Source organism: Stenotrophomonas sp. a6 (assembly GCF_030913325.1).
GTDB classification, from domain to species: Bacteria; Pseudomonadota; Gammaproteobacteria; order Xanthomonadales; family Xanthomonadaceae; genus Stenotrophomonas; species Stenotrophomonas maltophilia.
The window spans coordinates 3,593,114-3,616,196 of the sequence record NZ_CP133161.1; the positions used below are offsets into that span (position 1 = coordinate 3,593,114).

Here is a 23,083-nt window from a genome sequence, read left to right on the forward strand (position 1 = left end):
GCGATGACAGCCATGCCCCCCGCCCCGGCATCGGCCGCCGCCCTGCCCTCGCTGGACCGGGTGCTGCGCCTGCCTGCACTGGCGCCACTGATCGAAGGCCACGGTCGAAGCCGCATCACCCAGCTGCTGCGTTCGCACCTGCAGGTGCTGCGTGAGCGTGTCAGCGCCAGCCAGTTGTCGACCGCGCAGCTGCAGGAAGCGGTCGACGGCCCGGCGCTGGTGGCAGCGGTCGAGGCCGCACTGGCAGCCGATGCACGGCTGGACCTGCAACCGATGTTCAACCTGACCGGCACCGTACTGCATACCAACCTGGGTCGCGCATTGCTGCCCGAGGCCGCGGTGCAGGCAGTCACCCGCGCGATGACCGCGCCGGTCGATCTGGAGTTCGACGTCATCCGTGGCCGTCGCGGCGACCGCGATGCGCGGGTACAGGCACTGATCTGCGAGCTGACCGGTGCCGAAGCCGCCACTGTGGTCAACAACAATGCGGCAGCGGTCCTGCTGCTGCTCAACAGCCTGGCCAACCGCCGCGAGGTGGTGGTGTCGCGCGGCGAGCTGGTGGAGATCGGTGGTGCCTTCCGCATCCCCGATGTGATGCGCAGCGCGGGCGCGCGGCTGCTGGAAGTAGGTACCACCAACCGCACCCATCCGGCCGACTTCACCAACGCCATCGGCGCGCGCACAGCGCTGCTGATGGAGGTGCATGCCAGCAACTACGCGATCAGCGGATTCACTGCCAAGGTCGACACGGCGGCGATGGCCACGATCGCGCACGAACACGGCCTGCCGCTGGTGGTGGACCTGGGCAGTGGCAGCCTGTGCGATCTGGCCACGTTCGGCCTGCCGCACGAGCCCACCGTGCAGGAAACACTGGCGGACGGCGCCGATCTGGTTTCGTTCAGCGGCGACAAGCTGCTGGGTGGCCCGCAGGCCGGCATCATCGCCGGTCGCGCCGACCTGATTGCACGGATCAACCGCAACCCGCTGAAGCGGGCACTGCGCATGGACAAGATGGGCCTGGCCGCACTGGAAGCGGTGCTGGCCCTGTACCGCGAACCCGAGCTGCTGGCACAGCGGCTGCCGACACTGCGCACGCTCTCGCGCACGCAGGATGACATTGATGCGCAGGCCCAGCGCCTGCTGCAGCCGATGCGTGCCTCACTGGCGGCGGACTACAGCCTCGAGCCTGCTTCGATGCACAGCCAGATTGGCAGCGGCGCGCAGCCACAGGCGCAGCTGGCCAGCGCCGGACTGCGCATTACCAGCGCGCGCCGTGGCGGACTGGATCTGCTGGCCAAGCGCCTGCGTCAGCTGCCGCGACCCGTGCTGGGCCGCATCTCCGATGATGCGTTGTGGCTGGACCTGCGCTGCCTGGAACCCGCCGACGAAGCGCGCTTCCTCGACCAGTGGAGCACGCTGAAGGCATGATCGTCGGCACCGCCGGGCATATCGACCATGGCAAGACCAGCCTGGTGCGGGCACTGACCGGCATCGAAACCGATCGCCTGCAGGAAGAGCGTACGCGTGGTATTTCCATCGAGCTGGGCTATGCCTATGTTCCTGTGGAACGCAGGGACGGCACAGGTCCTGTCGCGACACTGGGTTTCGTCGACGTGCCGGGCCACGAGCGCTTCGTGCACACGATGGTGGCCGGCGCCACGGGTATCGACGTCGCCCTGCTGGTCATCGCTGCCGACGACGGCGTGATGCCACAGACCCGCGAGCACCTGGCCATCCTGCAGCTGCTGGGCGTGAACCGGGGTGCGGTGGCGCTGACCAAGATCGACCGTGTGGATGCGGCGCGCCTGGCCCGGGTCGAGATCGAGGTCGCTGCCCTGCTGGCCGGCACGCCGCTGCAGGATTCCCCTGTGTTCACCTGCAACAGCACCGCACCGGACGATGCTGGCATCAACGCGCTGCGTACCCAGCTGCACGCGTGGGCGGCGGACGACGCCAGCACGCGCCAGGCCGAACTGCGCAGCGAGCTGTTCCGCATGCCGGTGGACCGCGTGTTCTCGCTGGCCGGCCACGGCACGCTGGTGACCGGCGCAGTGCACGGCGGCATCGCCTCGGTGGGTGAGCATCTGCAACTGATGCCGGCCGCCACTGAAGTGCGCATACGCAGCATCCACGCGCAGAACCAGGCCAGTGACCACGCGATGGCCGGGCAGCGCTGCGCGCTGAACCTGGCGGCCATCGCCCGTGATGACATCCGCCGCGGTGACTGGATCGCCGACGCACGCGCACTGCTGGCCACCACCCGCGTTGATGTGCGGTTGCGGCTGTCCGCGTTGGCCGCACCGTTGCGCGACTGGGCACCGCTGCATATCCACTGGGGCACCATGCACCGGCAGGCCCATGTGGTGCTGCTGGAGGACCATGACCACGGTGATGGGCAGTTGGTGCAGCTGGTGTTCGATGCTCCGGTCTGTGCGATGTGTGGCGATCGCTTCATTGCCCGCGATTCAGCGGCCACCCACACGCTGGGCGGCGGCCTTGTGCTCGATCCGGACCCGCCACAGCGGCGCCGGCGCAGTCCTGCACGGCTCGCATGGCTGGGAGCACTGGAGCAACTGGCCGCGGGTGCGGGAATCGGTCCACTGTTGCAGCAGGCGCCCTTCGGCGTTGCCATGGCCGCGCTGCAGCGCTACTGCCGGCGCGCCGCCGACCGGATCGATCTTCCTGCAGACACGCGACGCATCGTCACCCGCGAAGACACGGTAGTCATCCTTGTGTCGCACTGGCAGGTATTGCGCGAGCAGGTAATCGCCTCACTGCGTGGCTGGCATGAACGACGCCCTGACGAACCCGGTGTCGACAGCGGGCGCCTGCATCGCAGCACCCTGCCTGCGCTGGCAACGAGCCTGTGGAACGCACTTCTCCAGGACCTGCTGGACGACGGCAGCGTGCAGCGCGTGGGCGCCTGGTGGCGCCTGCCCGGCCATGACCACGCGCCACCGGAACGCGAGCGCCTGCTGCTCGAACGCGTGCTGCCGCAGCTGCATGACGGCGGTTTCGATCCGCCATGGGTGCGCACCCTGGCCGCCGGCTTCGGCCTGGTCGAAGACGAGGTCCGCGCCGCCCTGCGTCGCGCCGCAGCGCGCGGTGAACTGTTCCAGGTAGTACCGGACCTGTTCTATGCGCCGGCCCGCATTGCCGAGCTGGCCGCGATCGTCGCGCAGCTGTCGCAGGCCACCGGCACGGTGGATGCGGCCGCTTTCCGCGATGCCATCGGCCTGGGCCGCAAGCGCAGCATCCAGATCTTGGAGTTCTTCAATCGCGTTGGCTACACTCGACGCGTCGGTGACCAGCATCGGCCACGCGGCGATCTGCAATGGAACGCAGCCCGCGACTGAGTCGACCGGTACCGCGGTACTTTCGGAAGGCATGCGCATCCGGGCATGCGGCTGGGCTTCAAACCCAGTAGGGGGCGTCGATCGTTCCCTGGTAGGTTCGACTCCTGCTGCCTTCCGCCATTCGTGTTTCCGCAGGAGATGTCGGCATGGCCACGCACGCGCAGTCCCCCGCCCCTTCAACGGCCGATGCCCCGCAACGACTGACCTCTCTCGCGCATGGCGGCGGCTGCGGCTGCAAGATCGCGCCGGGCGTGCTGAGCGAACTGCTGCGTGGCGTTCCTGCACTTCCGGCACCAGCTGAACTGCTGGTTGGCCGCGAGACCAGCGACGACGCCGCGGTGTACCGCCTCGATGATCGCCAGGCAATCGTCGCCACCACTGATTTCTTCATGCCCATCGTCGACGACCCGTTCGACTTCGGCCGCATCGCCGCCACCAACGCGCTGTCGGACCTGTACGCGATGGGCGCCCGGCCATTGTTCGCACTGGCTATCGTCGGCATGCCGATCAACACGCTGCCGCAGGACACGATCCGCCGCATCCTGCAGGGTGGCGAACGCGCGTGCGCCGATGCTGGCATCGTGGTCGCTGGTGGCCACAGCATCGATTCGGTGGAACCCATCTACGGCCTGGCCGCGATCGGCGTGCTCGACACGCAGCGACTCAAGCGCAATGCCGATGCCCGCGCCGGCGACGTGCTGGTGCTGGGCAAGCCGTTGGGCGTGGGCGTGTACTCGTCAGCACTGAAGAAGGAAGTGCTGGACGCCGACGGCTACCAGCAGATGATCGCGTCGACCACCCGCCTGAACACCGTGGGCGTGCCGCTGGCCGCCCTGGACGGCGTGCATGCCATGACCGACGTCACCGGCTTCGGCCTGCTCGGCCACCTGCTGGAAGTGTGCCGCGCCAGTGGTGTCGCTGCCGAGGTGGACAGTGCACAGGTGCCGCTGCTGCCGCAGGCGCTGGAGCTGCTGCAGCGTGGCTGCGTGACCGGCGCTTCCCACCGCAACTGGGCCTCGTATGGCGCCGAGGTGCGCTTCGCCGATGGGTTGCCGGCGCACTGGCAGCCACTGCTGACCGACCCTCAGACCAGCGGCGGACTGCTGGTGTCGTGCGCTCCGGAGGCGGTGGATGCAGTGCTGGCCTGCTTCCACGACGCGGGGTTCGGCCAGGCAGCCGTGGTCGGGTGTTTGAGCGAAGGAGCGCCGGGCGTCAGCGTGCGCTGATGCGCTGGAACAACAAGGGCGCCCGAAGGCGCCCCTGCTGTACCGCTGGATGCAACATCACTCGATGTTCTGCACCTGTTCGCGGATCTGGTCGATCAGCACCTTCAGCTCCACCGCGGCATTGGACGTACGGCTGTCCACCGACTTCGAGCCCAGCGTGTTGGCTTCGCGGTTGAACTCCTGCAGCAGGAAGTCCAGGCGGCGGCCGACCGGCTCGCGCTGCTTGAGCACGCGGCGGATCTCGACGATGTGGCTGCCGAGGCGGTCCAGCTCTTCATCCACGTCCAGCTTCTGCAGCCACAGGACAAGTTCCTGCTCTGCGCGGCCGGGGTCGACCGGGTGCGGCAGGTCGGCCAGGCGTGCGGCCAGCTTGGCGCGCTGGCCGTCGCGAATGGCCGGAATCAGCGTGCGGACTTCGGTGGCGATGCGTTCGATGCCGTCCACACGCTCGCTGATGGCCGCAGCCAACTTGCCGCCTTCGCGCTCACGGGCCTCGACGAAGCCATCCAGCACCTGGTCCAGCAGCGCCAGCGCCTCGACCTGCAGGGCGGCGGCGTCGGTGGCCTCGCCACGGGTCACGCCCGGCAGCTGCAGCAGGTCGGTGAAGCTGACCTGCAGGTTGGGGAAATCGGAGGTCAGGCGGTGCGCCAGGCGGCCCAGCTGGGCCAGCAGGGCCTCGTCCACCTGCAGGTTGGCCGCCGCTTCCGGCGCGCGCAGGCGCATCACCAGATCCAGCTTGCCACGGCTCAGGCGCGCGGCGATGCGCTCGCGCAGCTGCGGTTCCAGCGCCCGCAGCTCCTCGGGCAGGCGGGTGCCGACCTCCAGGAAGCGGTGGTTGACCGAGCGCAGCTCGCAGCCCAGCGTGCCCCACGGGGTGACCCGCTCGCCGCCGGCATAGGCGGTCATGCTTCGAATCATGGATTGTGTCCGGTGCGTGCAAAGGGGGAATGGTACCCTAGCGCCCTCACCAGAGCCCCCTTGCCCGCCCCGTGAAGGCTGCGGGCGTGGCGGCGTACTCCCTTGCCATTACGGAACCCGCACCATGTCCGATTCCCGCCCCAGCGGCCGCCAGCCCGACCAGCTCCGCCCGGTCGTCATCCAACGCGGCTTCACCCGCCACGCCGAAGGTTCGGTGCTGGTGTGCTTCGGTGAAACCCGTGTGCTGTGCACCGCCAGCGTCGAGAACCGCGTGCCGGGCTTCCTGCGCGGCAAGGGCGAAGGCTGGGTCACCGCCGAATACGGCATGCTGCCGCGCGCCACCCACACCCGCAGTGACCGTGAAGCGGCCCGTGGCAAGCAGGGTGGCCGCACGCTGGAGATCCAGCGCCTGATCGGCCGCAGCCTGCGCGCCTGCGTGGATCGCAACGCGCTGGGCGAGCGCACCATCACCCTCGACTGCGACGTGCTGCAGGCCGACGGTGGCACCCGCACCGCCGCCATCACCGGCGCCTACGTGGCGCTGGTCGATGCGGTGAACGTGCTGATGAAGCGTGGCGACATCAAGCGCAACCCGATCCTGGGCGCAGTGGCCGCCGTATCGGTAGGCGTGTACCGCGGCACCCCGGTGCTGGACCTGGACTACGCCGAAGACAGCGACTGCGACACCGACATGAACGTGGTGATGAACGACGGTGGCGGCTTCATCGAGCTGCAGGGCACCGCCGAAGGCCACGCCTTCCGTCGCGATGAACTGGATGCGCTGCTGGGCCTGGCCGAAAAGGGCGTGGGCGAACTGCTGGCCGCACAGCAGGCGGCGCTGTCGGCATGAACCGCCGCATCGCCCTGACCACCCTGGTGGTGGCCGACTATGACGAAGCCATTGCCTGGTACACCGGCAAGCTCGGCTTCGCACTGTTGGAGGACATCGACCAGGGTCACAAGCGCTGGGTGGTGGTCGGCCCGACCGACGGCAGTGCCGCCGCCCTGCTGCTGGCCCGCGCCAGCGACGAGGAACAGCGCAGCCGCATCGGCAACCAGACCGGCGGCCGCGTCGGCTTCTTCCTCAACACCGACGACTTCCGTCGCGACCACGCGGCGATGGTCGCCGCCGGCGTCGAGTTCCTGGAAGCGCCGCGCGAAGAACCCTATGCAACGGTTGCGGTGTTCCGCGATCTGTATGGCAACACCTGGGACCTGCTGGAGCCCCGTCAATGAAGAAACTGGTACTGGCCAGCCACAACGCCGGCAAGCTGGTGGAGATGCAGGAGATCCTTGCCGATCTGCCGCTGCAGATCACCTCGGCCGCCGAACTGGGCCTGGGCGATGTGGAAGAGACCGGCCTGACCTTCGTCGAGAACGCGCTGCTGAAGGCACGCGCGGCCTGCGAAGCGACCGGCCTGCCGGCGCTGGCCGATGATTCGGGCCTGATCGTCGATGCCCTCGGCGGTGCGCCGGGCCTGTACAGCGCACGCTATGCCGGCCACCCGACCAATGCTGCGGCCAACAATGCCAAGCTGCTGGACGCGATGGCCGACATTCCCGATGGCCAGCGCAGCGCCCGCTTCTATGCGGTGATCGTGCTGCTGCGCCACGCCACCGACCCGCAGCCGCTGATCTGCGAAGGCCGCTGGGAAGGCCAGATCATCCGCGACCTGCGTGGCACCAATGGTTTCGGCTACAACCCGGTATTCCTGGACACCACCCACGGCCTGACCGCCGCGGAAATGGAGCCGGCGCTGAAGAACGCCATCAGCCACCGCGCCATTGCCCTGCAGCAGCTCAAGCAGCAGCTGGCGACGCTGTACTGACGCCACCCGATCGACCCAGGGAAGCCGGCCAGCGGCCGGCACTACCGAAGAAGCCCATGCCGCACGCCCACGACCACTGCAACCACCTGCCCGGCGAAGCCTGCTCCGCCGACCACGACAACCCGCCGCGGCTGGTGCCGCCACCGCTGTCGTTGTACGTGCACCTGCCGTGGTGCGTGCGCAAATGCCCGTACTGCGATTTCAATTCGCACCAGGCCAAGGGCGAGCTGCCGTTCGACGCTTATATCGATGCGCTGCTGCGCGACCTCGACCAGGACCTGCCGCTGGTCTGGGGCCGGGTGGTGCACAGCGTGTTCTTCGGTGGCGGCACGCCCAGCCTGTTCCCGCCGGAGGCGATCGACGGCTTCCTGCAACAGGCCAGCGCACGCCTGCGTTTCGCGCCCAATGCCGAAATCACCCTGGAAACCAACCCGGGCACCGCCGAACATGGCCGCTTCGACCGCTATCGCGCGGCCGGCGTGAACCGCCTCAGCTTCGGCATCCAGAGTTTCGACGATGCGATGCTCAAGCGCCTGGGCCGCATCCACGACAGTGGCGAAGCCGAGCGCGCGGTGAAGATGGCGCAGGACGCGGGCTACGACAACTTCAACATCGACCTGATGTACGCGCTGCCGGAACAGACCCTGGCCGGTGCCGAGGCCGACCTGGAACGCGCGTTCGCGCTGCAGCCGGCACACATCTCCCACTACCAGCTGACCCTGGAACCGAACACGGTGTTCTTCGCGCGGCCGCCGCAGGGCATTCCCGATGAAGACAACGCCTGGGACATGCAGGAACACTGCCAGGCATTGCTGGCACAGGCCGGTTTCGGCCAGTACGAGGTCAGCGCCTATGCGCGCCCCGGCCGGCAGAGCGCGCACAATCTGAACTACTGGCGCTTCGGCGACTACCTGGGCATCGGTGCCGGCGCGCACGGCAAGATCAGTTCCGGCGCCGAGGAGCATGTGCTGCGACGTTGGAAGCTGAAGCACCCGCAGGCCTACCTGGACAGCGCCGGCACGCCCGCCTCGTTCGGCGGCGACGATGTGATCGCGCCGGAGCGCCTGCCGTTCGAATACATGCTCAACCTGCTGCGCCTGCACGAAGGTTTCGGCCTGCGCGATTTCGAGTCGCGCACGGGGCTGCCGCGCAGCGTGCTGGACGCTCCCCTGGCCGAGGCCGTGCAGCGCGGCTGGCTCGACGTGACCGATGGCCATGTGCAGCCGACCGAGCTGGGCCGCCGCTTCACCAACGATGTGGTGAGCCTGTTCCTGGAAGATTGATCCTCGCCTGACAGAGGATCGTTCCGGCCGCTGGCCGGCAATCCGGTGAAGACATATCTGCCGGCCAGCGGCCGGCACTACCGTTCATCGGTCGGGCCAGGCCCGGCGGATGCGATTCACGTTCAGCCTAAAGTAGCGCCGACATCGGCCGACACGGTAGATTCACCAGATCGATCCGCGGGAATCCGGGTACCGCCTGCCGATGTCAGTTGTCTTTTCCATCACTCCTGCCGACAAGAACCGCCTGGCCGCCAGCGATCTGCCACCGCGGGTACGTGAGCTGCTGGGCGCGCTGATCGGCCTGTGCCGGCAGACGCTGGCGGCGCCCCTGATCCTGACCGTCGAGGCGCTGGAGCAGACCCTGCTGCACGACGCCGACCGCGCACGCAATCCGCAGCAGCAGGCCGAGCTGATGGCCCAGCGTGGACAGCTGCACGCCTTCGCCGGCCATTTCGCCGATCGCATGCTCGATGCCGTGGCCGACGCCCTCGCGCGGTTGCGCGAACCGGTCAGCGGTGTCAGTACCAGTGCTGGGCCGCCAGCGCTGCCGGGCATGCTCGGGCTGTCGCTGGTTGATGAGCACGAAGTGGATCGCGACCTGCTGCTGACCGAGATGGTGCGGCGCGAAACCCTGCGTTCAACCAACACACTGAACCTGCTGGGCCAACGCCTGGGCGTACTGGCGGCGGCGCCGGCCTTCGAGGCCGACACCCTGCCGCTGGCACCGCAGGCACTGTGCGCGATGGTGCGCCGGATTGCCGAACAGGACGCGCTGAGCGTCGAGGTACAGCTGGCGCTGTATCGCAGTTTCGAACGGCAGGTGCTGGAACGGCTGGGCGATATCCTTGACCGTGCCAATGCCCTGCTGGCCCAGTCCGGTGTACTGCCGGGGCTGGTCTACACCCCCTACCTGGCACGCTCGTCGAGCACGCGGCGGATCATCACCCAGTCGGTGGGGGGCGGCCGCACCACGCAGCCGGCCAAGCGCACCGCAGCCCCCCTGACCGGCTGGAACGGTTCGGCACCGGCCGGCTCCTGGTCCAGCCTGGTACAGGACGCCTTCCACGAGGGCGGCGCTGGCGGCCCCGCCACGCCGGGCGTGACCACCTCCACCGGCAGTGCACTGCATGAACTGCTGCAGCAGGCGCGGCACGGCAGCCCTGCCCCGGCGGACAGCGGCGCGGTGCCCAGCGCGGCAGTCGACGCGGTCCTCGCGCGCCTGCAGGCCCAGTCCAGTGCGGCAACCGGTGTGGCCGACCTGCAGGCTGCCGTGGTCGCGCAGCTGCGCAGCGAGCATGGTGCGCAGGCCCAGCTGGGCAGTCACGACCGGGACAACCTCGACCTGCTGCGCATGCTGATGCAGCAGGTGCAACAGCAGCAGCGTCCCGATCCAGTGCCGGCCGCGCTGCTGGCCCGCCTGCAGGTACCCCTGGCACGCGCCGCCATGGCCGATCCGGGCTTCTTCGTGCGCGACGAACACCCCGCGCGTGAGCTGCTCAATCAGATCGCCGAAGTCGGCGCCAACTGGCTGGGCGATGAGGATGTCGACCCGCAGCTGCTGCAGCGCATGGCGCAGAGCGTGCAGGGCCTGCTGGGGCAGGATGCGCGTGCGCCGGAAGCCTTTGCCGCCGCCAGTGAAGACGTGCAGCAGCACCAGCGCGCGGCGGCCCATCGTGCCGAACTGGCCGAGCGCCGCCATGTGGAAGCCGCGCGCGGCAAGGAACGATTGGAACTGGCCCGTCGCCAGGCCACCGCACAGATCGACCAGTGCTGCGACACCCGGTCGCCACCGCGTTTCGTGCAGACCTTGCTGCGCCAGGCCTGGGCCGATGCACTGACCCTCACCCGCCTGCGCCATGGCGACGATTCACCACAATGGCAGGAGCGCCTGCAACAGACCGAGCGCATCGCTGCCATCACCGCGCAGGCCATCGACGCCCCCGGCGGCACCGATACCGCACTGGCAGCGGACGTGGAGGCCGCATTGCTGCAGGTCGGCTACCACGCCGAGGAAGCCGCCGCTGTCGCGCGCAGGCTGGCCACGCCCGGCGGCGAGGATGAAAGCACCTCGCGTACCGAGCTCAGCGCACGCCTCAAGGCACGTGCGCGCCTGGGCGAGCACGCCGGCACGAACAGTGGCGCCGCACCTGCCACGCCGCGCAGCAGCGCCGAAGAAGCGGCCTACCAACAACTGTCCAGCCTGCCGTTCGGCAGTTGGTTCGACATCGACACGGGCGATGGCACGATGCGCCGCCAGCGCCTGTCCTGGTACAGCCTGCTGACCGGCCACGCGTTGTTCGTCAATGCGCGCGGGCAGAAGATCACCGATACCGACCTGGATGCGCTGGCACGGCAGATCAGTGCCGGGCGCGCGCAGCTGGTCACCGAAGACAAGGGCCGGCTGGTCGACCGTGCCTGGGAAGCCAGCCTCGGTGCGCTGCGCGCACTGGCCACGGCTCGCGCACAGGAGACCCCCGCATGAAAGCCGTACCGCCGCAGGACACCCGCCGCGCGCCGCGCCGCCAGGTCTCGGACCTGGTGCCGGTTACCGACCAGATGCGCGAGTGCGTGGTCGGGCGCCTCGGCAATGTCTCCGAAACTGGCATGCTGATGCTGGCCAGCATGCCGCTGCGCGAGGATGCGCTGTACCAGCTGCGCTTTCCCTTGCCATTGGGTGATGGCCGCCAGCAGGCCATCGACGTAGGCGTGCATCTGCTGTGGAGCGAGCCCGCACACGTTCCCGGGCAGAGCTGGACCGGCTTCCGCTTCCTGACCCTGTCGCGCGAACATCGGCAGCTGCTGCGGCAGTGGGTGGGCGAGGACAGCGACGAGGGACCGGTTTCGACGGCCTGAGTGCCGGTTCCGGCACAGCGGTTTTTCGCGGTATGCGGCAGAATCAAGGGCCGTTTTCCGTGTCGAGCCACCGCAATGATCCAGCAAGACCCCGGCGCCCTGTATTCCGACCACCTGGCCGTGCTGTGCCGACGCGCCGAACAGGCGCTGGCCCGCGGCGGCTTCGACCATCTGGTGGTGCCCAGCGGCACCCTGCACTACCAGGTGTTCGACGACCGCGACTACCCGTATGCGGTCAACCCGCAGTTCAAGGCCTGGCTGCCGCTGACCCGCGTGCCCAACAGCTGGATCGTGTTCACCCCGGGCAAGCGCCCGGCAGTGATCTTCCACCAGCCCTTCGACTACTGGCACGTGGTACCGGACGCCCCCAGTGGCTGGTGGGTGGAGCACTTCGACATCCACATCATCCGCAAGCCCGAAGAGGCGCTGGCCCTGCTGCCGGCCGACCCGTCGCGCTGCGCGATCCTGGGCGAGCCGCAGAGCGCACTGGGCAACTACATGCCGAACAATCCAGCGCCGGTGGTGAACTACCTGGAATGGCACCGCGGCAGCAAGACACCGTATGAAATCGCACTGATGCGCCAGGCCCAGGTGCTGGGCGTGCGCGGCCACCGCGCCGCCGAGGCCGCGTTCGGCAACGGTGCCGACGAATTCAGCATCCACATGGCGTACTGCCAGGCCGTCGGCCAGGATGCCAACGAGCTGCCCTACGGCAACATCGTGGCGTTGAACGAACACGCCGCCGTGCTGCATTACACCGAGCTGGGCCGCAAGGCACCGCAGCCGCTGCGCAGCTTCCTGATCGACGCCGGCGCCAGTGCGCACGGCTATGCCAGCGACATCACCCGCACCTACGCCGCGCAGGGCCACGACGAATTCGCCGCGATGATTGCGGCCGTCGACGCCGCCCAGCAGCAGATGTGCGCAGCGGTGCGCCCGGGCTTCGACTACAAGCAGCTGCACGTGGACGCACATCTTTCGCTGATGGGCGTGCTGAAGGACTTCGGCGTGATCAAGGTGTCGCCACAGACCGCGCTGGAGACCGGCGTCAGCGCCGCATTCTTCCCGCACGGCATCGGCCACCTGATCGGCCTGCAGGTGCACGACGTGGCCGGCTTCGCCGCCAGCGACGAAGGTGGCCGCATCGAGCGCCCGGCCGGCCATCCCTACCTGCGCCTGACCCGCGTGCTGGAACCGGGCATGGTGGTGACCATCGAGCCAGGCCTGTACTTCATCGACATGCTGTTGAACGAAGTGAAGGACGCCGGCCATGGTGATGCGATCAACTGGGAGCGCGTGGATTTCTTCCGTCCGTATGGTGGCATCCGCATTGAAGACGAAGTGCTGTGCACTGATGGCGAGGCGGACAACCTGACGCGGCCGGCGTTTGCGGCGGCGAACGGCTGAGCCCCTCGTGGTTGGGTGCTGAATTCAAAAGCCGCGCTTTGCCGGGCGGGGTGGGTTTGCAGGACACGCCGTAAACCCATCCATGGGGGCTCGATGGCGCCATCCATGGCGCCAACGGTCCTGCAAACCCACCCCGCCCGGCCTTTGACAGTTTCCTGCGCGCGTCCAACCACGGAAAAGAAAAAGAAAAGCAAAAGCGGGTCGCTCGCTGCGCTCGCTCTGTGTCGACCAAGGTCGACACCTACCAACAGCCGCAATTGCCCGTAGATCCACGCCATGCGTGGATGATTCATTCGATATCTGACAGATGTGCCGACCAACGGTCGGCACCCACCAACAGCCACAGGAATCTGTCAGGGGTGGGGCGGTGTGGGTGGGCAGGACCGTTGGCGCCATGGATGGCGCCATCGAGCCCCCATGGATGGGTTTACGGCGTGTCCTGACCACCCACACCGCCCCGCCATCCCACGGAATGCCGCTCTGGCATTGGCAGTTGCCGTTGATTGCAGCAGGTGCAGGGCTGCAAGCCCTGCAGAACACCCCTTACCCCGCCATCACCGCTTCAATCTCGTCGGCGCTGCGCGCCAGGCCTTCGGTCAGCACGCGATGGCCGTCATCGGTGATCAGCACGTCATCCTCGGTACGGATGCCGATACCGCGCCAGCGCGGTTCCACCGTCGTGTCATCCACGCCGATGTACAACCCCGGCTCGATGGTGAACGCCATGCCCGGCTCCAGCAGACGCGAGTCACCGGCCAGGCGGTAGTCGCCCACGTCGTGCACGTCCATGCCGATCCAGTGCCCGGTCTTGTGCCGGTAGAAGCGCTGGTACAGGCCTTCGGCCAGGTTCTTTTCCAGCGTGCCCTTCAGCAGGCCCAGCCGCAGCAGGCCCTCGGTCAGGGTCTGCACTGCGGCGAGGTGACCGGCTTCGTACGGCACGCCCGGCCTGGCCTGGGCCAACGCAGCGGCCTGCGCATCGCCGACCAGGTCGTGCAGTGCACGCTGCTCGGCGCTGAAGCGGCCATTCACCGGGAACGTGCGGGTGATGTCACTGGCGTAGCCACGGTACTCGGCACCGGCGTCGATCAGCACCAGCTCGCCGTCGCGCGAACGCGCGTTGTTGTCGCGGTAATGCAGGATGCAGCCGTTGCGGCCGGCACCGACGATGCTGCAATAGGCCGGCACGGCGTCGTTGGCGCGGAACACGCGTTCCAGCTCCGCCTGCAGTTCGTACTCGTGGATGCCGGCCCTGGCGGCCTTCATCGCGGCCAGATGCGCACGCACGCTGATCTGCGCGGCGTGGTGCATCAACGCCACTTCGGCACCGGACTTGAACAGGCGCTGCTCGTGCAGCAGGTGGCCCAGTTCGAGGAACTCGTGCGGCGGCTGCGCACCGTGGCGCACCTGCGAACGCACGCGGTTGACCCAGCCGATCAGCTTCAGGTCGAAGTCGGCATCCCGGCCGAAGTGGTAGTAGACGCGCGAACGGCCTTCAAGCAGGCCCGGCAGGATATCGTCCAGATCATCGATCGGGTAGGCATCGTCCATGCCGTACTGCGCCACCGCGCCTTCCTGGCCGGCGCGGCTGCCGTCCCAGGCTTCGCGTTCGGCATCGCGCTCGCGGCAGAACAGGATGGCCTCGCCGTGGCGTCGGCCCGGGATCAGTACCAGCACTGCTTCCGGCTCCGGGAAGCCGCTCAGGTACTGGAAATCCGAATCCTGCCGGAACGGATAATGGGTATCGAGGCTGCGCACCTTCTCGGCCGCGGCCGGCAGCACCAGGATCGCATCCTCGCCGGCCATGTCCATCAGCTGGCGGCGACGACGCTTGTACTCGCCGGCGGCAATGCCGGTGCGCTGCTTGATGTCCATCAGTTCAGGCGCTGACGATGGCGCGAGGCCAGCACCACGTCGCCGTGCAGCAGGAGCACCGCCACGCGGATGAATTCCTCGATCTCCGACAGGGCTTCGTCGTCATCATCGCCACCGGCCTCGAAATCCTCGCTGGAGGCACGCGCCAGGCTGGCCATGTCGGTCAGCGCTTCCTCGCCCTCTTCGGACAGGGTCGGGCGGCGGCCGCCGCTGCCCAGGCCGAAGCCGCCCAGGAAGGAACGGGTCCAGCTGAACATGGCATCGGCCTGCGCGGATACATCGTCGCCGTCGGTCAGCAGCAGCTCGAAGGCGAAGTCGCGGTCTTCCAGCTGCTTGATGGTGGCCTGCAGCAGCTGCCCCAGCACGCTGTCGGCAGCCACCGGCGGCAGGTTGTCGTCGGCCAGCACGCGCGCCGGCCAGTCGTTGCCGGGGGCACCGCCGGCAGCCAGCCAGCCGCACAGCGCGCCGTGCAGCTCGGCAGCGGTGGCGCCCAGGCCCAACGCCTGGCTGGCGCGGGTAACGTCGTCGACGGAGGGAAGTTCGGTCATCGTGCGGCTCGTTCGGAAAGGAAACCCGGGGCGCGCACGCGCGCGCCCGTGAGACCCCGTAGTGTAGCAACCCGACGGCATCCTCTCCGCAGCCGTCCAGCCTTGCTGCGACAACGCTTGACCGCCCTTACCCGGCTTGCCTATCGTGCCCGCATGGAACCCGCCGATCCCCTTGCCCAGCTGCAGGACTTCGCTGCCCGCGTGGAAGCGTTGCTTGACCGCAACCAGCGCCTGGCCGAGGAGAACCGCAGCCTGCGCCACCAGCAGGAACAGCTGGTGGCCGAGCGTTCGACGCTGCTGGCCAAGAATGAGCAGGCACGCTCGCGGGTGGAAGCGATGATCAGCCGGCTCAAATCCCTGGAGCAGCACACATGAGCGCCGAACCGGTCAGTGTCCGCATCCTCGATCGTGAATACACCGTGGGCGTCGGCGGCGATGAACGTGACAGCCTGATGGCCGCCGCGCGCCTGCTGGACGCGCGCATGCGTGAGATCCGCGGCAGCAACCGCATGGCCGCGGTCGATCGCGTCGCCGTGTTGGCCGCGTTGAACCTGGCCCACGAACTACAGCTGCTGCGCGACGAGAACGCCCGCCAGGCGGTGGCGCTGCAGCAGACGCTGGCCGACCTGAACCGGCGCCTGGACCGCGCCATCGACGGCGGCGCCTGAAGATCGTGCAAAACGCGTCTTCTCATATCTGAATTGGCACGGACTGTTGCCGACGAACGGCCTATCCAGATCCTGCGTGCTGGCTATAATGGCCACGCGTTCTCTGCGGTACTCGACGGCATGTGCAAACATTCGCCTTGTCCCTTAAGAACGACACCGGGAGCGCGACAGCGCCGGGAGTGCAGGTCCGCCTTGCAGCGGGAAGCCCGATGGTTCTCCAGCGTTCCCACTTGAGCCCCCGGGTTCAAGGTCGTTTCGCATGCATCGACATTGCGGAGAATGCAATATTCCAGCAAGGGCGGCGTCTTCGGGCGTCGCCCTTGTTCTTTCCGGCACAATGGCGGCTGTTCCCCCGCCGCACGCTGCCATGACCGACCCGCGCCAGGCCCTGCGCCACGACCTGCGGCAACGCCGCCGCGACCTTTCCGCCACTGAGCGCATCGCCGCCGCCGAATCGCTTGCCGATGCCCTGCTCGCCCTGCCGTTCGCCCCGCGCGAAGGCGCCGTGGCCGGCTACTGGGCGCTGGATGGCGAGATCGCCCTGCACCGCTGGCAGTTGCAGTTGCCCGAAGGCCTCACCTACTGCCTGCCGATGCTGGCCGGCGACGTGCTGCGCTTCGCGCCGTGGCGGCCGGGGCAGCCGCTGACCAGCAACCGCTACGGCATTCCCGAGCCGGACGTGGCGCTGGAAGACACACTGGAACCAGCACAGATGGCGCTGGTGGTGGCCCCGCTGGTGGGTTTCGACACGCAGTGCCGGCGGCTGGGCATGGGGGGCGGCTGGTATGATCGCAGCTTCGCCTTCCGCCACGACCGGCCGGCGCCGCCCTGGCTGGTCGGTGCTGCGTTCGCGGTGCAGCAGGTCGAGTCCTTGCCGGTGGCGTCGTGGGACGTGCCGGTGGATGCGATCTGCACCGAAGACGGCACCCTGTTCCCCTCCGCTGCCCCCGTGAACGCATGACCGCCCGCAAGCGCTACTGGCTGATGAAGTCCGAACCGGACGCCTTCTCCATCGATGACCTGGCCAAGGTCAAGGTCGAACCCTGGAACGGGGTGCGCAACTACCAGGCGCGCAACTTCATGCGCGATGGCATGCAGGTGGGCGACGGCATCCTGTTCTACCACTCCAATACCAAGGTGCCGGGCATCGTCGGCCTGGCCACGGTGGCCAGTACGGCCTACCCGGACGACACCCAGTTCGATCCGAAATCCGACTACCACGACCCCAAGAGCACGCGCGAAAACCCGCGCTGGATGCTGGTGGACGTGGCCTTCGACCGCAAGCTCAAGCAGGTGATCGCGCTGGACGAGATCAAGCTGCACGCCGAAGAACTCGGCGAGGGCTTCCCGCTGGTTGCCAAGGGCAACCGCCTGTCGGTGTTCCCGGTGACCGCCGCGCAGTGGAAGCTGCTGCTGTCGCTGGAAAAGAAATCCTGATTCCCTGCCTGAGAGTTCTCCCATGTCCGAAGCCAAGCGCCTGGCCGCCGAGAAAGCCATCGAGTACGTTGAAGACGGCATGATCGTCGGTGTCGGCACCGGTTCCACCGTGGCCTATTTCATCGATGCCCTGGCCCGCATCCAGCACCGCATCAAGGGCGCTGTTTCCAGCTCCGAGCAGAGCACCGCGCGCCTGAAGCAGCACGGCATCGAGGTGATCGAGCTGAACCACAGCGGCAACCTGTCGCTGTACGTGGACGGCGCCGATGAGTGCGACGCCAACAAGTGCCTGATCAAGGGCGGCGGCGCCGCGCTGACCCGCGAGAAGATCATCGCCGAGGCCAGCGAGCGCTTCATCTGCATCATCGACCCGAGCAAGCAGGTGCCGGTGCTGGGCAGGTTCCCGCTGCCGGTGGAAGTGATCCCGATGGCGCGCAGCCTGGTCGCCCGCCAGATCCGCGACATGACCGGCGGCCAGCCGACCTGGCGTGAAGGCGTGGTCACCGACAACGGCAACCAGATCCTGGACATCCACAACCTGCAGATCACCGATCCGGAAAAGCTGGAGCGCGAGCTCAACCAGCTGCCGGGCGTGGTCTGCGTTGGCCTGTTCGCACGCCGCCGCGCCGATGTGGTGATCGTCGGCGGCGAGCCGCCGGTCGTGCTCTGACCCTTTCGAAGGATCCTGACGATGTCGCTGTTGCGTTCGCTGCTGATGCTCCCGCTGCTGGCCCTGGCTGGCTGCGCCACCGACGCGGCCCGCCACTGGGTCGAACTGGATGGCGCCCGCTACCAGGTCGAGCTGGCCACCAACGATGAAACCCGCGCACGCGGTCTGATGTTCCGCGACCAGATGGCGGCCGACCACGGCATGCTGTTCATCCACGACCGCGAGGAAATGCAGGCGTACTGGATGAAGAACACCAGGATCGCGCTGGACATCCTGTACTTCGACAGCCAGCGCAAGCTGGTCAGCCAGCAGCGTGATGTGCCGCCGTGCTCGGCCGGCGACATGTGCCCGCCCTACCCCAGCGGTGGCCCGGCACGTTACGTGCTGGAGCTCAACGCCGGCCAGGCCGAGAAGCTCAAGCTGAAGGACGGCACGGAGCTGAAGTTCGGCCCAGGCATCGAGTAACAGGGTTCTGCCCGCGGTAGTGCCGACCGCTGGCCGGCAACCCTGCAGGGGTCAGCTCCCTTTCGCACGCGAAAGGGATCTGACCCCCGGATTTTTCACGCGGCACCGCTTGAAACCGCCTGCGAATGACGCCAGTCTGTGGTCATGCAGGACCGGATCACACTCCCCGACTGGGATGCACTGGCCGACCTCGAAGACGAGGCGCTGCCCTTGTTGCCGACCGCGCTGCTGATCGCGCGCGATGAATACCCCGATCTGCAGCCGTCCACCTACGACGCGCTGATCCAGAGCCATGTCGACCACCTCCGTTCGGAAGTGGAGAGCATCGACAACAGCCCACTGAAAATGGCGGCGATCAACCGCCACCTGTTCGACGAGCTGGGCTACAGCGGCGACCACGACGAGTATTACGACCCGCGCAACAGCTACCTCAACCAGGTGTTCGAGCGGCGCCTGGGCAATCCGATCTCGTTGGCGCTGGTGCAGATGGAAGTCGCGCGCCGGCTCGGCATACCGTTGGATGGCGTGTCCTTCCCCGGCCACTTCCTGGTGCGCTTGCCGGTGGACGACGGCGTGCTGGTGATGGACCCGTTCAACGGTGGCCGGCCACTGGACGTGGACGAACTGCGCGAACGCGCCAAGTCACACCTGGGCGGACAGATGCCCGATGACCAGGTGCTGGCGCAGATCCTCGACCCGGCGCCGGCGCGCGCGATCCTGATGCGCATGCTGCGCAACCTGCATGGTGTCTACGCCGAAGCCGGTGAATGGGATCGTGCCGCACGCAGTGCCGACCGCCTGCTGAAACTGGCGCCCGAGCAGGACGACGCGCTGCGCGACCGCGGCCTGGCGTACCTGCAACTGGAGTATCTGGCCGGTGCCCGCCATGACCTGGGGCAGTACCTGAAGCGCAATCCCGAGGCCAGCGATGCGCAGTGGCTGCGCGAGAAGCTGATCGACCTCGGCGGGCCGGTGCCGCGGCTGCATTGAGGGTGTCGGTGTGTGGACCAACGGTCCACACCCACCCCAACGGTCCTCACCCACAGGATGGGCCGGGTGGCCCGCCGGTCAATCGACCTCGACCATCTCGAAATCGGCCTTGGTCACCCCGCAGTCCGGACAGGTCCAGGTCTCGGGAATGTCCTCCCAACGCGTCCCGGGCTCAATACCCTCCTCCGGCAAGCCTTCCGCTTCGCTGTACAGAAAGCCGCAGACCACGCACATCCAGGTTCGCAGGGTGGTGGGGCTGGCGTCGCTCATCGGATAATCGGGGCTGGATTCACGGGCGGCCATTGTCCCATTGCAGCCCACGCACCGGTAGCCATCGATGACTTCTGCTTCCCCGGCGCCCCGCGGCGTCTACCTGATCACCCCGGACGAGCCCGATACCGCGCGCCTGCTGGCCCGTACCGCGCCGCTGCTGGCCGCGGGTGCCACCTGGCTGCAGTACCGCAACAAGACCGCCAGCGACGCGCTGCGGCAGGAACAGGCGGCGGCCCTGCAAGGCCTGTGCGCCGCCCACGGCGTGCCGCTGATCGTCAACGACGATCCGGTGCTGGCCAAGGCCGTGGGCGCGGCCGGCGTGCATCTGGGCGGCACCGACGGGGACATCCCCAGCGCGCGCGCGCTGCTCGGTGCCGAGGCCATCATCGGCGCCTCCTGCTACGACCAGCTGGCCAATGCAGAGAAGGCCGTGGCGGCCGGCGCCAGCTATGTGGCCTTCGGCGCCTTCTTCCCGACCACCACCAAGGTCACCAGCAGCCGCGCCCACGCCGACCTGCTGCGGCAAAGCGCCGCACTCGGCGTGCCGCGGGTGGCGATCGGCGGCCTGACGCCGGACAATGTCGGTCCCATCATCGACGCCGGCGCCGATCTGGTGGCCGTGGTCAGCGGTATCTATGCCGCATCGGACCCGGTCGCGACCCAGCGCGCCTATCTCGCCCAGTTCGCGTAATGCCCAGGAAAGCCCCATGAACCACGACCAGTCCCACGCCCTGTTCTCCCGTGCCCAGCAGCTGCTGCCGGGCGGCGTCAATTCGCCGGTACGTGCGTTCAAGTCGGTCGGCGGCGAGCCGTTCTTCGTTGAACGCGCCGATGGCGCCTACCTGTACGACGTCGATGGCAACCGCTACATCGACTACGTCGGTTCCTGGGGCCCGATGATCGTCGGCCACAACCACCCGGCCGTGCGCCAGGCGGTGAAGAAGGCGATCGACAATGGCCTGTCCTTCGGTGCGCCGTGCGCGGCCGAAGTCACCATGGCCGAGACCATCACCCGCCTGGTGCCATCGTGCGAGATGGTGCGCATGGTCAACTCCGGCACCGAGGCCACGCTGTCGGCGATCCGCCTGGCGCGTGGCGCCACCGGCCGCAACCGCATCGTCAAGTTCGAAGGCTGCTACCACGGCCACGGCGACTCGTTCCTGGTCAAGGCCGGCAGCGGCATGCTGACCCTGGGCGTGCCGACCTCGCCGGGCGTCCCGGCCGGCCTGAGCGAACTGACCCTGACCCTGCCCTACAACGACTTCGAAGCGGCCACCGCCCTGTTCGAACAGCAGGGTGACGACATCGCCGGCCTGATCATCGAACCGGTGGTCGGCAACGCCAACTGCATCCCGCCGCGCGAGGGCTACCTGCAACACCTGCGTGCGCTGTGCACGAAGCATGGCGCGCTGCTGATCTTCGACGAAGTGATGACCGGCTTCCGTGTTGCCCTCGGCGGTGCGCAGGCGCATTACGGCATCACCCCGGACCTGACCACTTTCGGCAAGATCATCGGCGGTGGCATGCCGGTGGGTGCCTATGGTGGTCGCCGCGAGCTGATGCAGCAGATCGCACCGGCCGGCCCGATCTACCAGGCCGGCACGCTGAGCGGCAATCCGGTGGCAATGGCTGCCGGCCTGGCGATGCTGGAGCTGGTCCAGCAGCCGGGTTTCCATGCCGACCTGGCCGAGCGCACCGCACGCCTGTGTGCGGGTCTGGAAGCGGCCGCCGCCGACGCCGGTGTGGCCGTGACCACCACCTGCGTGGGTGCGATGTTCGGGCTGTTCTTCACCAGCGAGAAGGTGGAGACCTATGCGCAGGCCACCGCCTGTGACATTCCGGCGTTCAACCGCTTCTTCCACGCGATGCTGGAGCAGGGCGTGTTCCTGGCCCCGTCGGCGTACGAGGCCGGCTTCCTGTCCAGCGCCCACGACGATGCCGTGATCGAGGCGACGCTGGCCGCAGCACGCGTGGCGTTCAGGGCCGCCAAGGGCTGATCGCAAAAAAGGGGACGGAGGGGATTAAGTCGTTTGTGCACAAACGACTTAATCCCCTCCGTCCCCTTTTTTTCAACCGAAGACGAACTTGCCCTTCATCATCGCGAAGTGGCCGGGGAACGAGCAGAAGAAGGTGTAGTCACCGCCCTTCTGCAGGCCCTGGGTGGAGAAGCGCACGCGCGTGGTCTCGCCACCGCCGATCACCTTGGTGTGCGCCAGCACGCGCTTGTCGGCCTTCGGCAGGTAGCTGTCGGCCAGGGTCATGCGCATGCCCGCCATCGCCACCGGCTGGTAATCGGCGGTACGGGTCAGCACCCAGTTGTGACCCATCGCGGTGACAGCCAGCTTGCCGGTGTGGCGCAGGGTCAGGTCCACGGCGGTGCAGTCGGCGGCGACCTTGATCTCGCGGCTGCTGAAGCTCATCTGGTCGGTGCTGTCGATGCTGACCGCACACACCCGCGCCATCGCCGACGGCGCCAGCATCAGCGCGCCCAGTCCCACTGCCACCATCCAAGCCTTCATCGTTGCATCTCCTGCGGATTCAAGCGCCATTCTAGGCAGCCCCCTGTGGCCGCGTCTGCGACCGTCTGTCGCACGCGCACTCCAGGGTTTCCGCGCATCCACCGCGATGGCATGCTCGGCCGATGCGGATCGATCTGTTGCTGCTGGATGTGGATGGCGTGCTGGTGCAGTACCAGCGCGCGCAGCGCGTGCTGCATCTGGCACAGGCGCTGGATGTCGCGCCGGAAACCGTGCAGGCCGCGCTGTACGACAGCGGGCTGGAAGCGGCACATGACAATGGCACGCTGGATGGCCCGGCCTATCTGGCGCAGCTGAGCACACAGCTGGGCCGCACCGTTGATGTACACACGTGGATCGCGGCGCGACAGGCCGCCAGTCATCCACAGCCGGCCGTGCTGCAGCGGCTGCAGGCCCTGCAGCTGCCGATGGCGGTGCTGACCAACAATGGCGCACTGATGCAGCAGGCCTTGCCCACTCTGCTACCTGAACTGTTCCCGGCCCTGCATGAGCGCGTGTTCTGCAGCGCGGAGTTCGGCCTGCGCAAACCGGCGCCCGCGGTGTTCCTGCGCACGCTGGAAGCACTGGACGTGGCACCTGCCCGCACGCTGTTCGTCGATGATCTGTTCGCCAACGTGCGCGGCGCACGCGCCGCCGGCCTGCACGCGGAAACCGTGCGCGATGGCCGTGGGCTGGGCAAGGTGTTGAAGCGTTACGCGGTGGGCTGATCGGGGTCAGAGCCCTCTCCGCAGGAGAGGGATCCGACCCCGAC

General features: G+C 67.9%; 25 protein-coding genes, 1 tRNA gene and 1 other RNA gene. 22 read left to right on the forward strand and 5 right to left on the reverse strand.

Annotated features, from left to right (window positions below; translation table 11 throughout):
• Nucleotides 1-3: 3 nt before the first annotated feature.
• The 4 genes from selA (at nt 4) to selD (ending at nt 4,582) form a co-directional block, all read left to right on the forward strand.
• Entirely contained in the window at nt 4-1,428 is a 1,425-nt protein-coding gene (selA, locus tag Q9Q79_RS16485) for an L-seryl-tRNA(Sec) selenium transferase (protein ID WP_099484847.1), read from the forward strand.
• On the forward strand, nt 1,425-3,356 hold the full coding sequence (gene selB / locus Q9Q79_RS16490) for a selenocysteine-specific translation elongation factor (protein WP_201862501.1): 1,932 nt from the start codon (nt 1,425-1,427) through the stop codon (nt 3,354-3,356). Before selA ends, selB begins: the two co-directional genes overlap by 4 nt.
• 24 nt (nt 3,357-3,380) lie before the next feature.
• A tRNA-Sec gene (locus Q9Q79_RS16495) sits at nt 3,381-3,476 on the forward strand.
• Between the two features lie 26 nt (nt 3,477-3,502).
• Nucleotides 3,503-4,582, forward strand: a complete 1,080-nt coding sequence (selD, locus tag Q9Q79_RS16500; protein ID WP_201862499.1) for a selenide, water dikinase SelD — start codon at nt 3,503-3,505, stop codon at nt 4,580-4,582.
• 57 nt (nt 4,583-4,639) lie between these two features.
• On the opposite strand, the gene Q9Q79_RS16505 is transcribed toward selD, so the two are convergent.
• Nucleotides 4,640-5,500, reverse strand: a complete 861-nt coding sequence (locus Q9Q79_RS16505) for a YicC/YloC family endoribonuclease (RefSeq protein ID WP_024956758.1) — start codon at nt 5,498-5,500, stop codon at nt 4,640-4,642.
• A 124-nt stretch (nt 5,501-5,624) separates the two neighbouring features.
• Here Q9Q79_RS16505 and rph point away from each other — a divergent pair, with 124 nt between their 5' ends.
• From rph to pepQ, 7 genes are all read left to right on the forward strand, one after another.
• Nucleotides 5,625-6,350, forward strand: coding sequence for a ribonuclease PH (rph, locus tag Q9Q79_RS16510; RefSeq protein WP_005410889.1), 726 nt, complete (start codon nt 5,625-5,627; stop codon nt 6,348-6,350).
• Nucleotides 6,347-6,736 carry a VOC family protein gene (locus Q9Q79_RS16515; RefSeq protein WP_005414366.1) on the forward strand — a complete coding sequence of 130 codons (390 nt, stop codon included), beginning with the start codon at nt 6,347-6,349 and terminating at the stop codon, nt 6,734-6,736. The genes rph and Q9Q79_RS16515 overlap by 4 nt, the downstream gene beginning before the upstream one ends.
• Nucleotides 6,733-7,329, forward strand: coding sequence for an RdgB/HAM1 family non-canonical purine NTP pyrophosphatase (rdgB, locus tag Q9Q79_RS16520; protein WP_012481163.1), 597 nt, complete (start codon nt 6,733-6,735; stop codon nt 7,327-7,329). The genes Q9Q79_RS16515 and rdgB overlap by 4 nt, the downstream gene beginning before the upstream one ends.
• Nucleotides 7,330-7,385: 56 nt before the next feature.
• On the forward strand, nt 7,386-8,612 hold the full coding sequence (gene hemW, locus Q9Q79_RS16525) for a radical SAM family heme chaperone HemW (RefSeq protein ID WP_099562523.1): 1,227 nt from the start codon (nt 7,386-7,388) through the stop codon (nt 8,610-8,612).
• A 202-nt stretch (nt 8,613-8,814) separates the two neighbouring features.
• Nucleotides 8,815-11,094, forward strand: coding sequence for a DUF1631 family protein (locus Q9Q79_RS16530; RefSeq protein ID WP_099562522.1), 2,280 nt, complete (start codon nt 8,815-8,817; stop codon nt 11,092-11,094).
• The gene (locus Q9Q79_RS16535) at nt 11,091-11,465 is read left to right on the forward strand and encodes a PilZ domain-containing protein (RefSeq protein WP_005410894.1); all 375 of its coding nucleotides are present in this window, start codon (nt 11,091-11,093) and stop codon (nt 11,463-11,465) included. The genes Q9Q79_RS16530 and Q9Q79_RS16535 overlap by 4 nt, the downstream gene beginning before the upstream one ends.
• A 75-nt stretch (nt 11,466-11,540) precedes the next feature.
• Entirely contained in the window at nt 11,541-12,872 is a 1,332-nt protein-coding gene (gene pepQ / locus Q9Q79_RS16540) for a Xaa-Pro dipeptidase (protein ID WP_201862496.1), read from the forward strand.
• Between the two features lie 543 nt (nt 12,873-13,415).
• Here pepQ and Q9Q79_RS16545 read toward each other — a convergent pair.
• Nucleotides 13,416-14,738 carry an aminopeptidase P N-terminal domain-containing protein gene (locus Q9Q79_RS16545; RefSeq protein ID WP_087944448.1) on the reverse strand — a complete coding sequence of 441 codons (1,323 nt, stop codon included), beginning with the start codon at nt 14,736-14,738 and terminating at the stop codon, nt 13,416-13,418.
• Nucleotides 14,739-14,743: 5 nt separating this feature from the next.
• Nucleotides 14,744-15,292 carry a YecA family protein gene (locus tag Q9Q79_RS16550; RefSeq protein ID WP_005410897.1) on the reverse strand — a complete coding sequence of 183 codons (549 nt, stop codon included), beginning with the start codon at nt 15,290-15,292 and terminating at the stop codon, nt 14,744-14,746.
• Between the two features lie 153 nt (nt 15,293-15,445).
• On the opposite strand from Q9Q79_RS16550, the gene Q9Q79_RS16555 reads away from it, so the two are divergent.
• From Q9Q79_RS16555 to Q9Q79_RS16590, 8 genes are all read left to right on the forward strand, one after another.
• Nucleotides 15,446-15,667, forward strand: a complete 222-nt coding sequence (locus Q9Q79_RS16555) for a TIGR02449 family protein (RefSeq protein WP_043034082.1) — start codon at nt 15,446-15,448, stop codon at nt 15,665-15,667.
• Complete coding sequence (locus tag Q9Q79_RS16560) at nt 15,664-15,960, forward strand: cell division protein ZapA (RefSeq protein ID WP_006467013.1); 297 nt, start codon at nt 15,664-15,666, stop codon at nt 15,958-15,960. Before Q9Q79_RS16555 ends, Q9Q79_RS16560 begins: the two co-directional genes overlap by 4 nt.
• Nucleotides 15,961-16,057: 97 nt before the next feature.
• Nucleotides 16,058-16,243, forward strand: a non-coding RNA gene (ssrS, locus tag Q9Q79_RS16565) — 6S RNA.
• A gap of 84 nt (nt 16,244-16,327) precedes the next feature.
• Nucleotides 16,328-16,921, forward strand: coding sequence for a 5-formyltetrahydrofolate cyclo-ligase (locus tag Q9Q79_RS16570; RefSeq protein ID WP_201863968.1), 594 nt, complete (start codon nt 16,328-16,330; stop codon nt 16,919-16,921).
• Nucleotides 16,918-17,397, forward strand: coding sequence for an EVE domain-containing protein (locus tag Q9Q79_RS16575; RefSeq protein WP_005410901.1), 480 nt, complete (start codon nt 16,918-16,920; stop codon nt 17,395-17,397). Before Q9Q79_RS16570 ends, Q9Q79_RS16575 begins: the two co-directional genes overlap by 4 nt.
• Nucleotides 17,398-17,419: 22 nt before the next feature.
• Nucleotides 17,420-18,067, forward strand: coding sequence for a ribose-5-phosphate isomerase RpiA (gene rpiA / locus Q9Q79_RS16580; protein WP_005410902.1), 648 nt, complete (start codon nt 17,420-17,422; stop codon nt 18,065-18,067).
• Nucleotides 18,068-18,088: 21 nt separating this feature from the next.
• Nucleotides 18,089-18,532 carry a DUF192 domain-containing protein gene (locus Q9Q79_RS16585; RefSeq protein ID WP_005410903.1) on the forward strand — a complete coding sequence of 148 codons (444 nt, stop codon included), beginning with the start codon at nt 18,089-18,091 and terminating at the stop codon, nt 18,530-18,532.
• Nucleotides 18,533-18,676: 144 nt separating this feature from the next.
• Entirely contained in the window at nt 18,677-19,522 is an 846-nt protein-coding gene (locus Q9Q79_RS16590) for a SirB1 family protein (protein WP_005410904.1), read from the forward strand.
• A 78-nt stretch (nt 19,523-19,600) separates the two neighbouring features.
• On the opposite strand, the gene Q9Q79_RS16595 is transcribed toward Q9Q79_RS16590, so the two are convergent.
• On the reverse strand, nt 19,601-19,825 hold the full coding sequence (locus Q9Q79_RS16595) for a rubredoxin (RefSeq protein WP_005410905.1): 225 nt from the start codon (nt 19,823-19,825) through the stop codon (nt 19,601-19,603).
• Between the two features lie 34 nt (nt 19,826-19,859).
• On the opposite strand from Q9Q79_RS16595, the gene thiE reads away from it, so the two are divergent.
• Nucleotides 19,860-20,486 (forward strand): thiamine phosphate synthase, encoded by a 627-nt coding sequence (gene thiE / locus Q9Q79_RS16600; protein WP_099472593.1) that lies wholly within the window; start codon nt 19,860-19,862, stop codon nt 20,484-20,486.
• A 16-nt stretch (nt 20,487-20,502) separates the two neighbouring features.
• Nucleotides 20,503-21,792 carry a glutamate-1-semialdehyde 2,1-aminomutase gene (gene hemL, locus Q9Q79_RS16605; RefSeq protein WP_049450502.1) on the forward strand — a complete coding sequence of 430 codons (1,290 nt, stop codon included), beginning with the start codon at nt 20,503-20,505 and terminating at the stop codon, nt 21,790-21,792.
• 72 nt (nt 21,793-21,864) lie between these two features.
• Here the strand turns inward: hemL and azu are convergent, their stop codons facing one another.
• A complete protein-coding gene (gene azu / locus Q9Q79_RS16610; RefSeq protein WP_005410908.1) occupies nt 21,865-22,314 on the reverse strand; it encodes an azurin in 450 nt (149 codons plus the stop codon).
• A gap of 122 nt (nt 22,315-22,436) precedes the next feature.
• Between azu and Q9Q79_RS16615 the strand changes: the two genes are divergently transcribed.
• Entirely contained in the window at nt 22,437-23,039 is a 603-nt protein-coding gene (locus tag Q9Q79_RS16615) for an HAD-IA family hydrolase (RefSeq protein ID WP_065183997.1), read from the forward strand.
• The last annotated feature ends 44 nt before the right edge of the window (nt 23,040-23,083 follow it).

Bases quoted from the DNA above. Each gene is read 5' to 3' on its own strand.
- Q9Q79_RS16575 (WP_005410901.1), top strand. From the start codon at position 16,918: ATGACCGCCCGCAAGCGCTACTGGCTGATGAAGTCCGAACCGGACGCC.
- selB (WP_201862501.1), top strand. From the start codon at position 1,425: ATGATCGTCGGCACCGCCGGGCATATCGACCATGGCAAGACCAGCCTG.
- Q9Q79_RS16590 (WP_005410904.1), top strand. From the start codon at position 18,677: ATGCAGGACCGGATCACACTCCCCGACTGGGATGCACTGGCCGACCTC.
- pepQ (WP_201862496.1), top strand. From the start codon at position 11,541: ATGATCCAGCAAGACCCCGGCGCCCTGTATTCCGACCACCTGGCCGTG.
- Q9Q79_RS16570 (WP_201863968.1), top strand. From the start codon at position 16,328: ATGACCGACCCGCGCCAGGCCCTGCGCCACGACCTGCGGCAACGCCGC.
- Q9Q79_RS16550 (WP_005410897.1), bottom strand. From the start codon at position 15,292: ATGACCGAACTTCCCTCCGTCGACGACGTTACCCGCGCCAGCCAGGCG.
- rdgB (WP_012481163.1), top strand. From the start codon at position 6,733: ATGAAGAAACTGGTACTGGCCAGCCACAACGCCGGCAAGCTGGTGGAG.
- Q9Q79_RS16585 (WP_005410903.1), top strand. From the start codon at position 18,089: ATGTCGCTGTTGCGTTCGCTGCTGATGCTCCCGCTGCTGGCCCTGGCT.
- selA (WP_099484847.1), top strand. From the start codon at position 4: ATGACAGCCATGCCCCCCGCCCCGGCATCGGCCGCCGCCCTGCCCTCG.
- thiE (WP_099472593.1), top strand. From the start codon at position 19,860: ATGACTTCTGCTTCCCCGGCGCCCCGCGGCGTCTACCTGATCACCCCG.
- Q9Q79_RS16595 (WP_005410905.1), bottom strand. From the start codon at position 19,825: ATGGCCGCCCGTGAATCCAGCCCCGATTATCCGATGAGCGACGCCAGC.
- rph (WP_005410889.1), top strand. From the start codon at position 5,625: ATGTCCGATTCCCGCCCCAGCGGCCGCCAGCCCGACCAGCTCCGCCCG.
- Q9Q79_RS16505 (WP_024956758.1), bottom strand. From the start codon at position 5,500: ATGATTCGAAGCATGACCGCCTATGCCGGCGGCGAGCGGGTCACCCCG.
- Q9Q79_RS16615 (WP_065183997.1), top strand. From the start codon at position 22,437: ATGCGGATCGATCTGTTGCTGCTGGATGTGGATGGCGTGCTGGTGCAG.
- selD (WP_201862499.1), top strand. From the start codon at position 3,503: ATGGCCACGCACGCGCAGTCCCCCGCCCCTTCAACGGCCGATGCCCCG.
- Q9Q79_RS16560 (WP_006467013.1), top strand. From the start codon at position 15,664: ATGAGCGCCGAACCGGTCAGTGTCCGCATCCTCGATCGTGAATACACC.
- azu (WP_005410908.1), bottom strand. From the start codon at position 22,314: ATGAAGGCTTGGATGGTGGCAGTGGGACTGGGCGCGCTGATGCTGGCG.
- hemL (WP_049450502.1), top strand. From the start codon at position 20,503: ATGAACCACGACCAGTCCCACGCCCTGTTCTCCCGTGCCCAGCAGCTG.
- rpiA (WP_005410902.1), top strand. From the start codon at position 17,420: ATGTCCGAAGCCAAGCGCCTGGCCGCCGAGAAAGCCATCGAGTACGTT.
- Q9Q79_RS16515 (WP_005414366.1), top strand. From the start codon at position 6,347: ATGAACCGCCGCATCGCCCTGACCACCCTGGTGGTGGCCGACTATGAC.
- Q9Q79_RS16535 (WP_005410894.1), top strand. From the start codon at position 11,091: ATGAAAGCCGTACCGCCGCAGGACACCCGCCGCGCGCCGCGCCGCCAG.
- Q9Q79_RS16530 (WP_099562522.1), top strand. From the start codon at position 8,815: ATGTCAGTTGTCTTTTCCATCACTCCTGCCGACAAGAACCGCCTGGCC.
- Q9Q79_RS16555 (WP_043034082.1), top strand. From the start codon at position 15,446: ATGGAACCCGCCGATCCCCTTGCCCAGCTGCAGGACTTCGCTGCCCGC.
- hemW (WP_099562523.1), top strand. From the start codon at position 7,386: ATGCCGCACGCCCACGACCACTGCAACCACCTGCCCGGCGAAGCCTGC.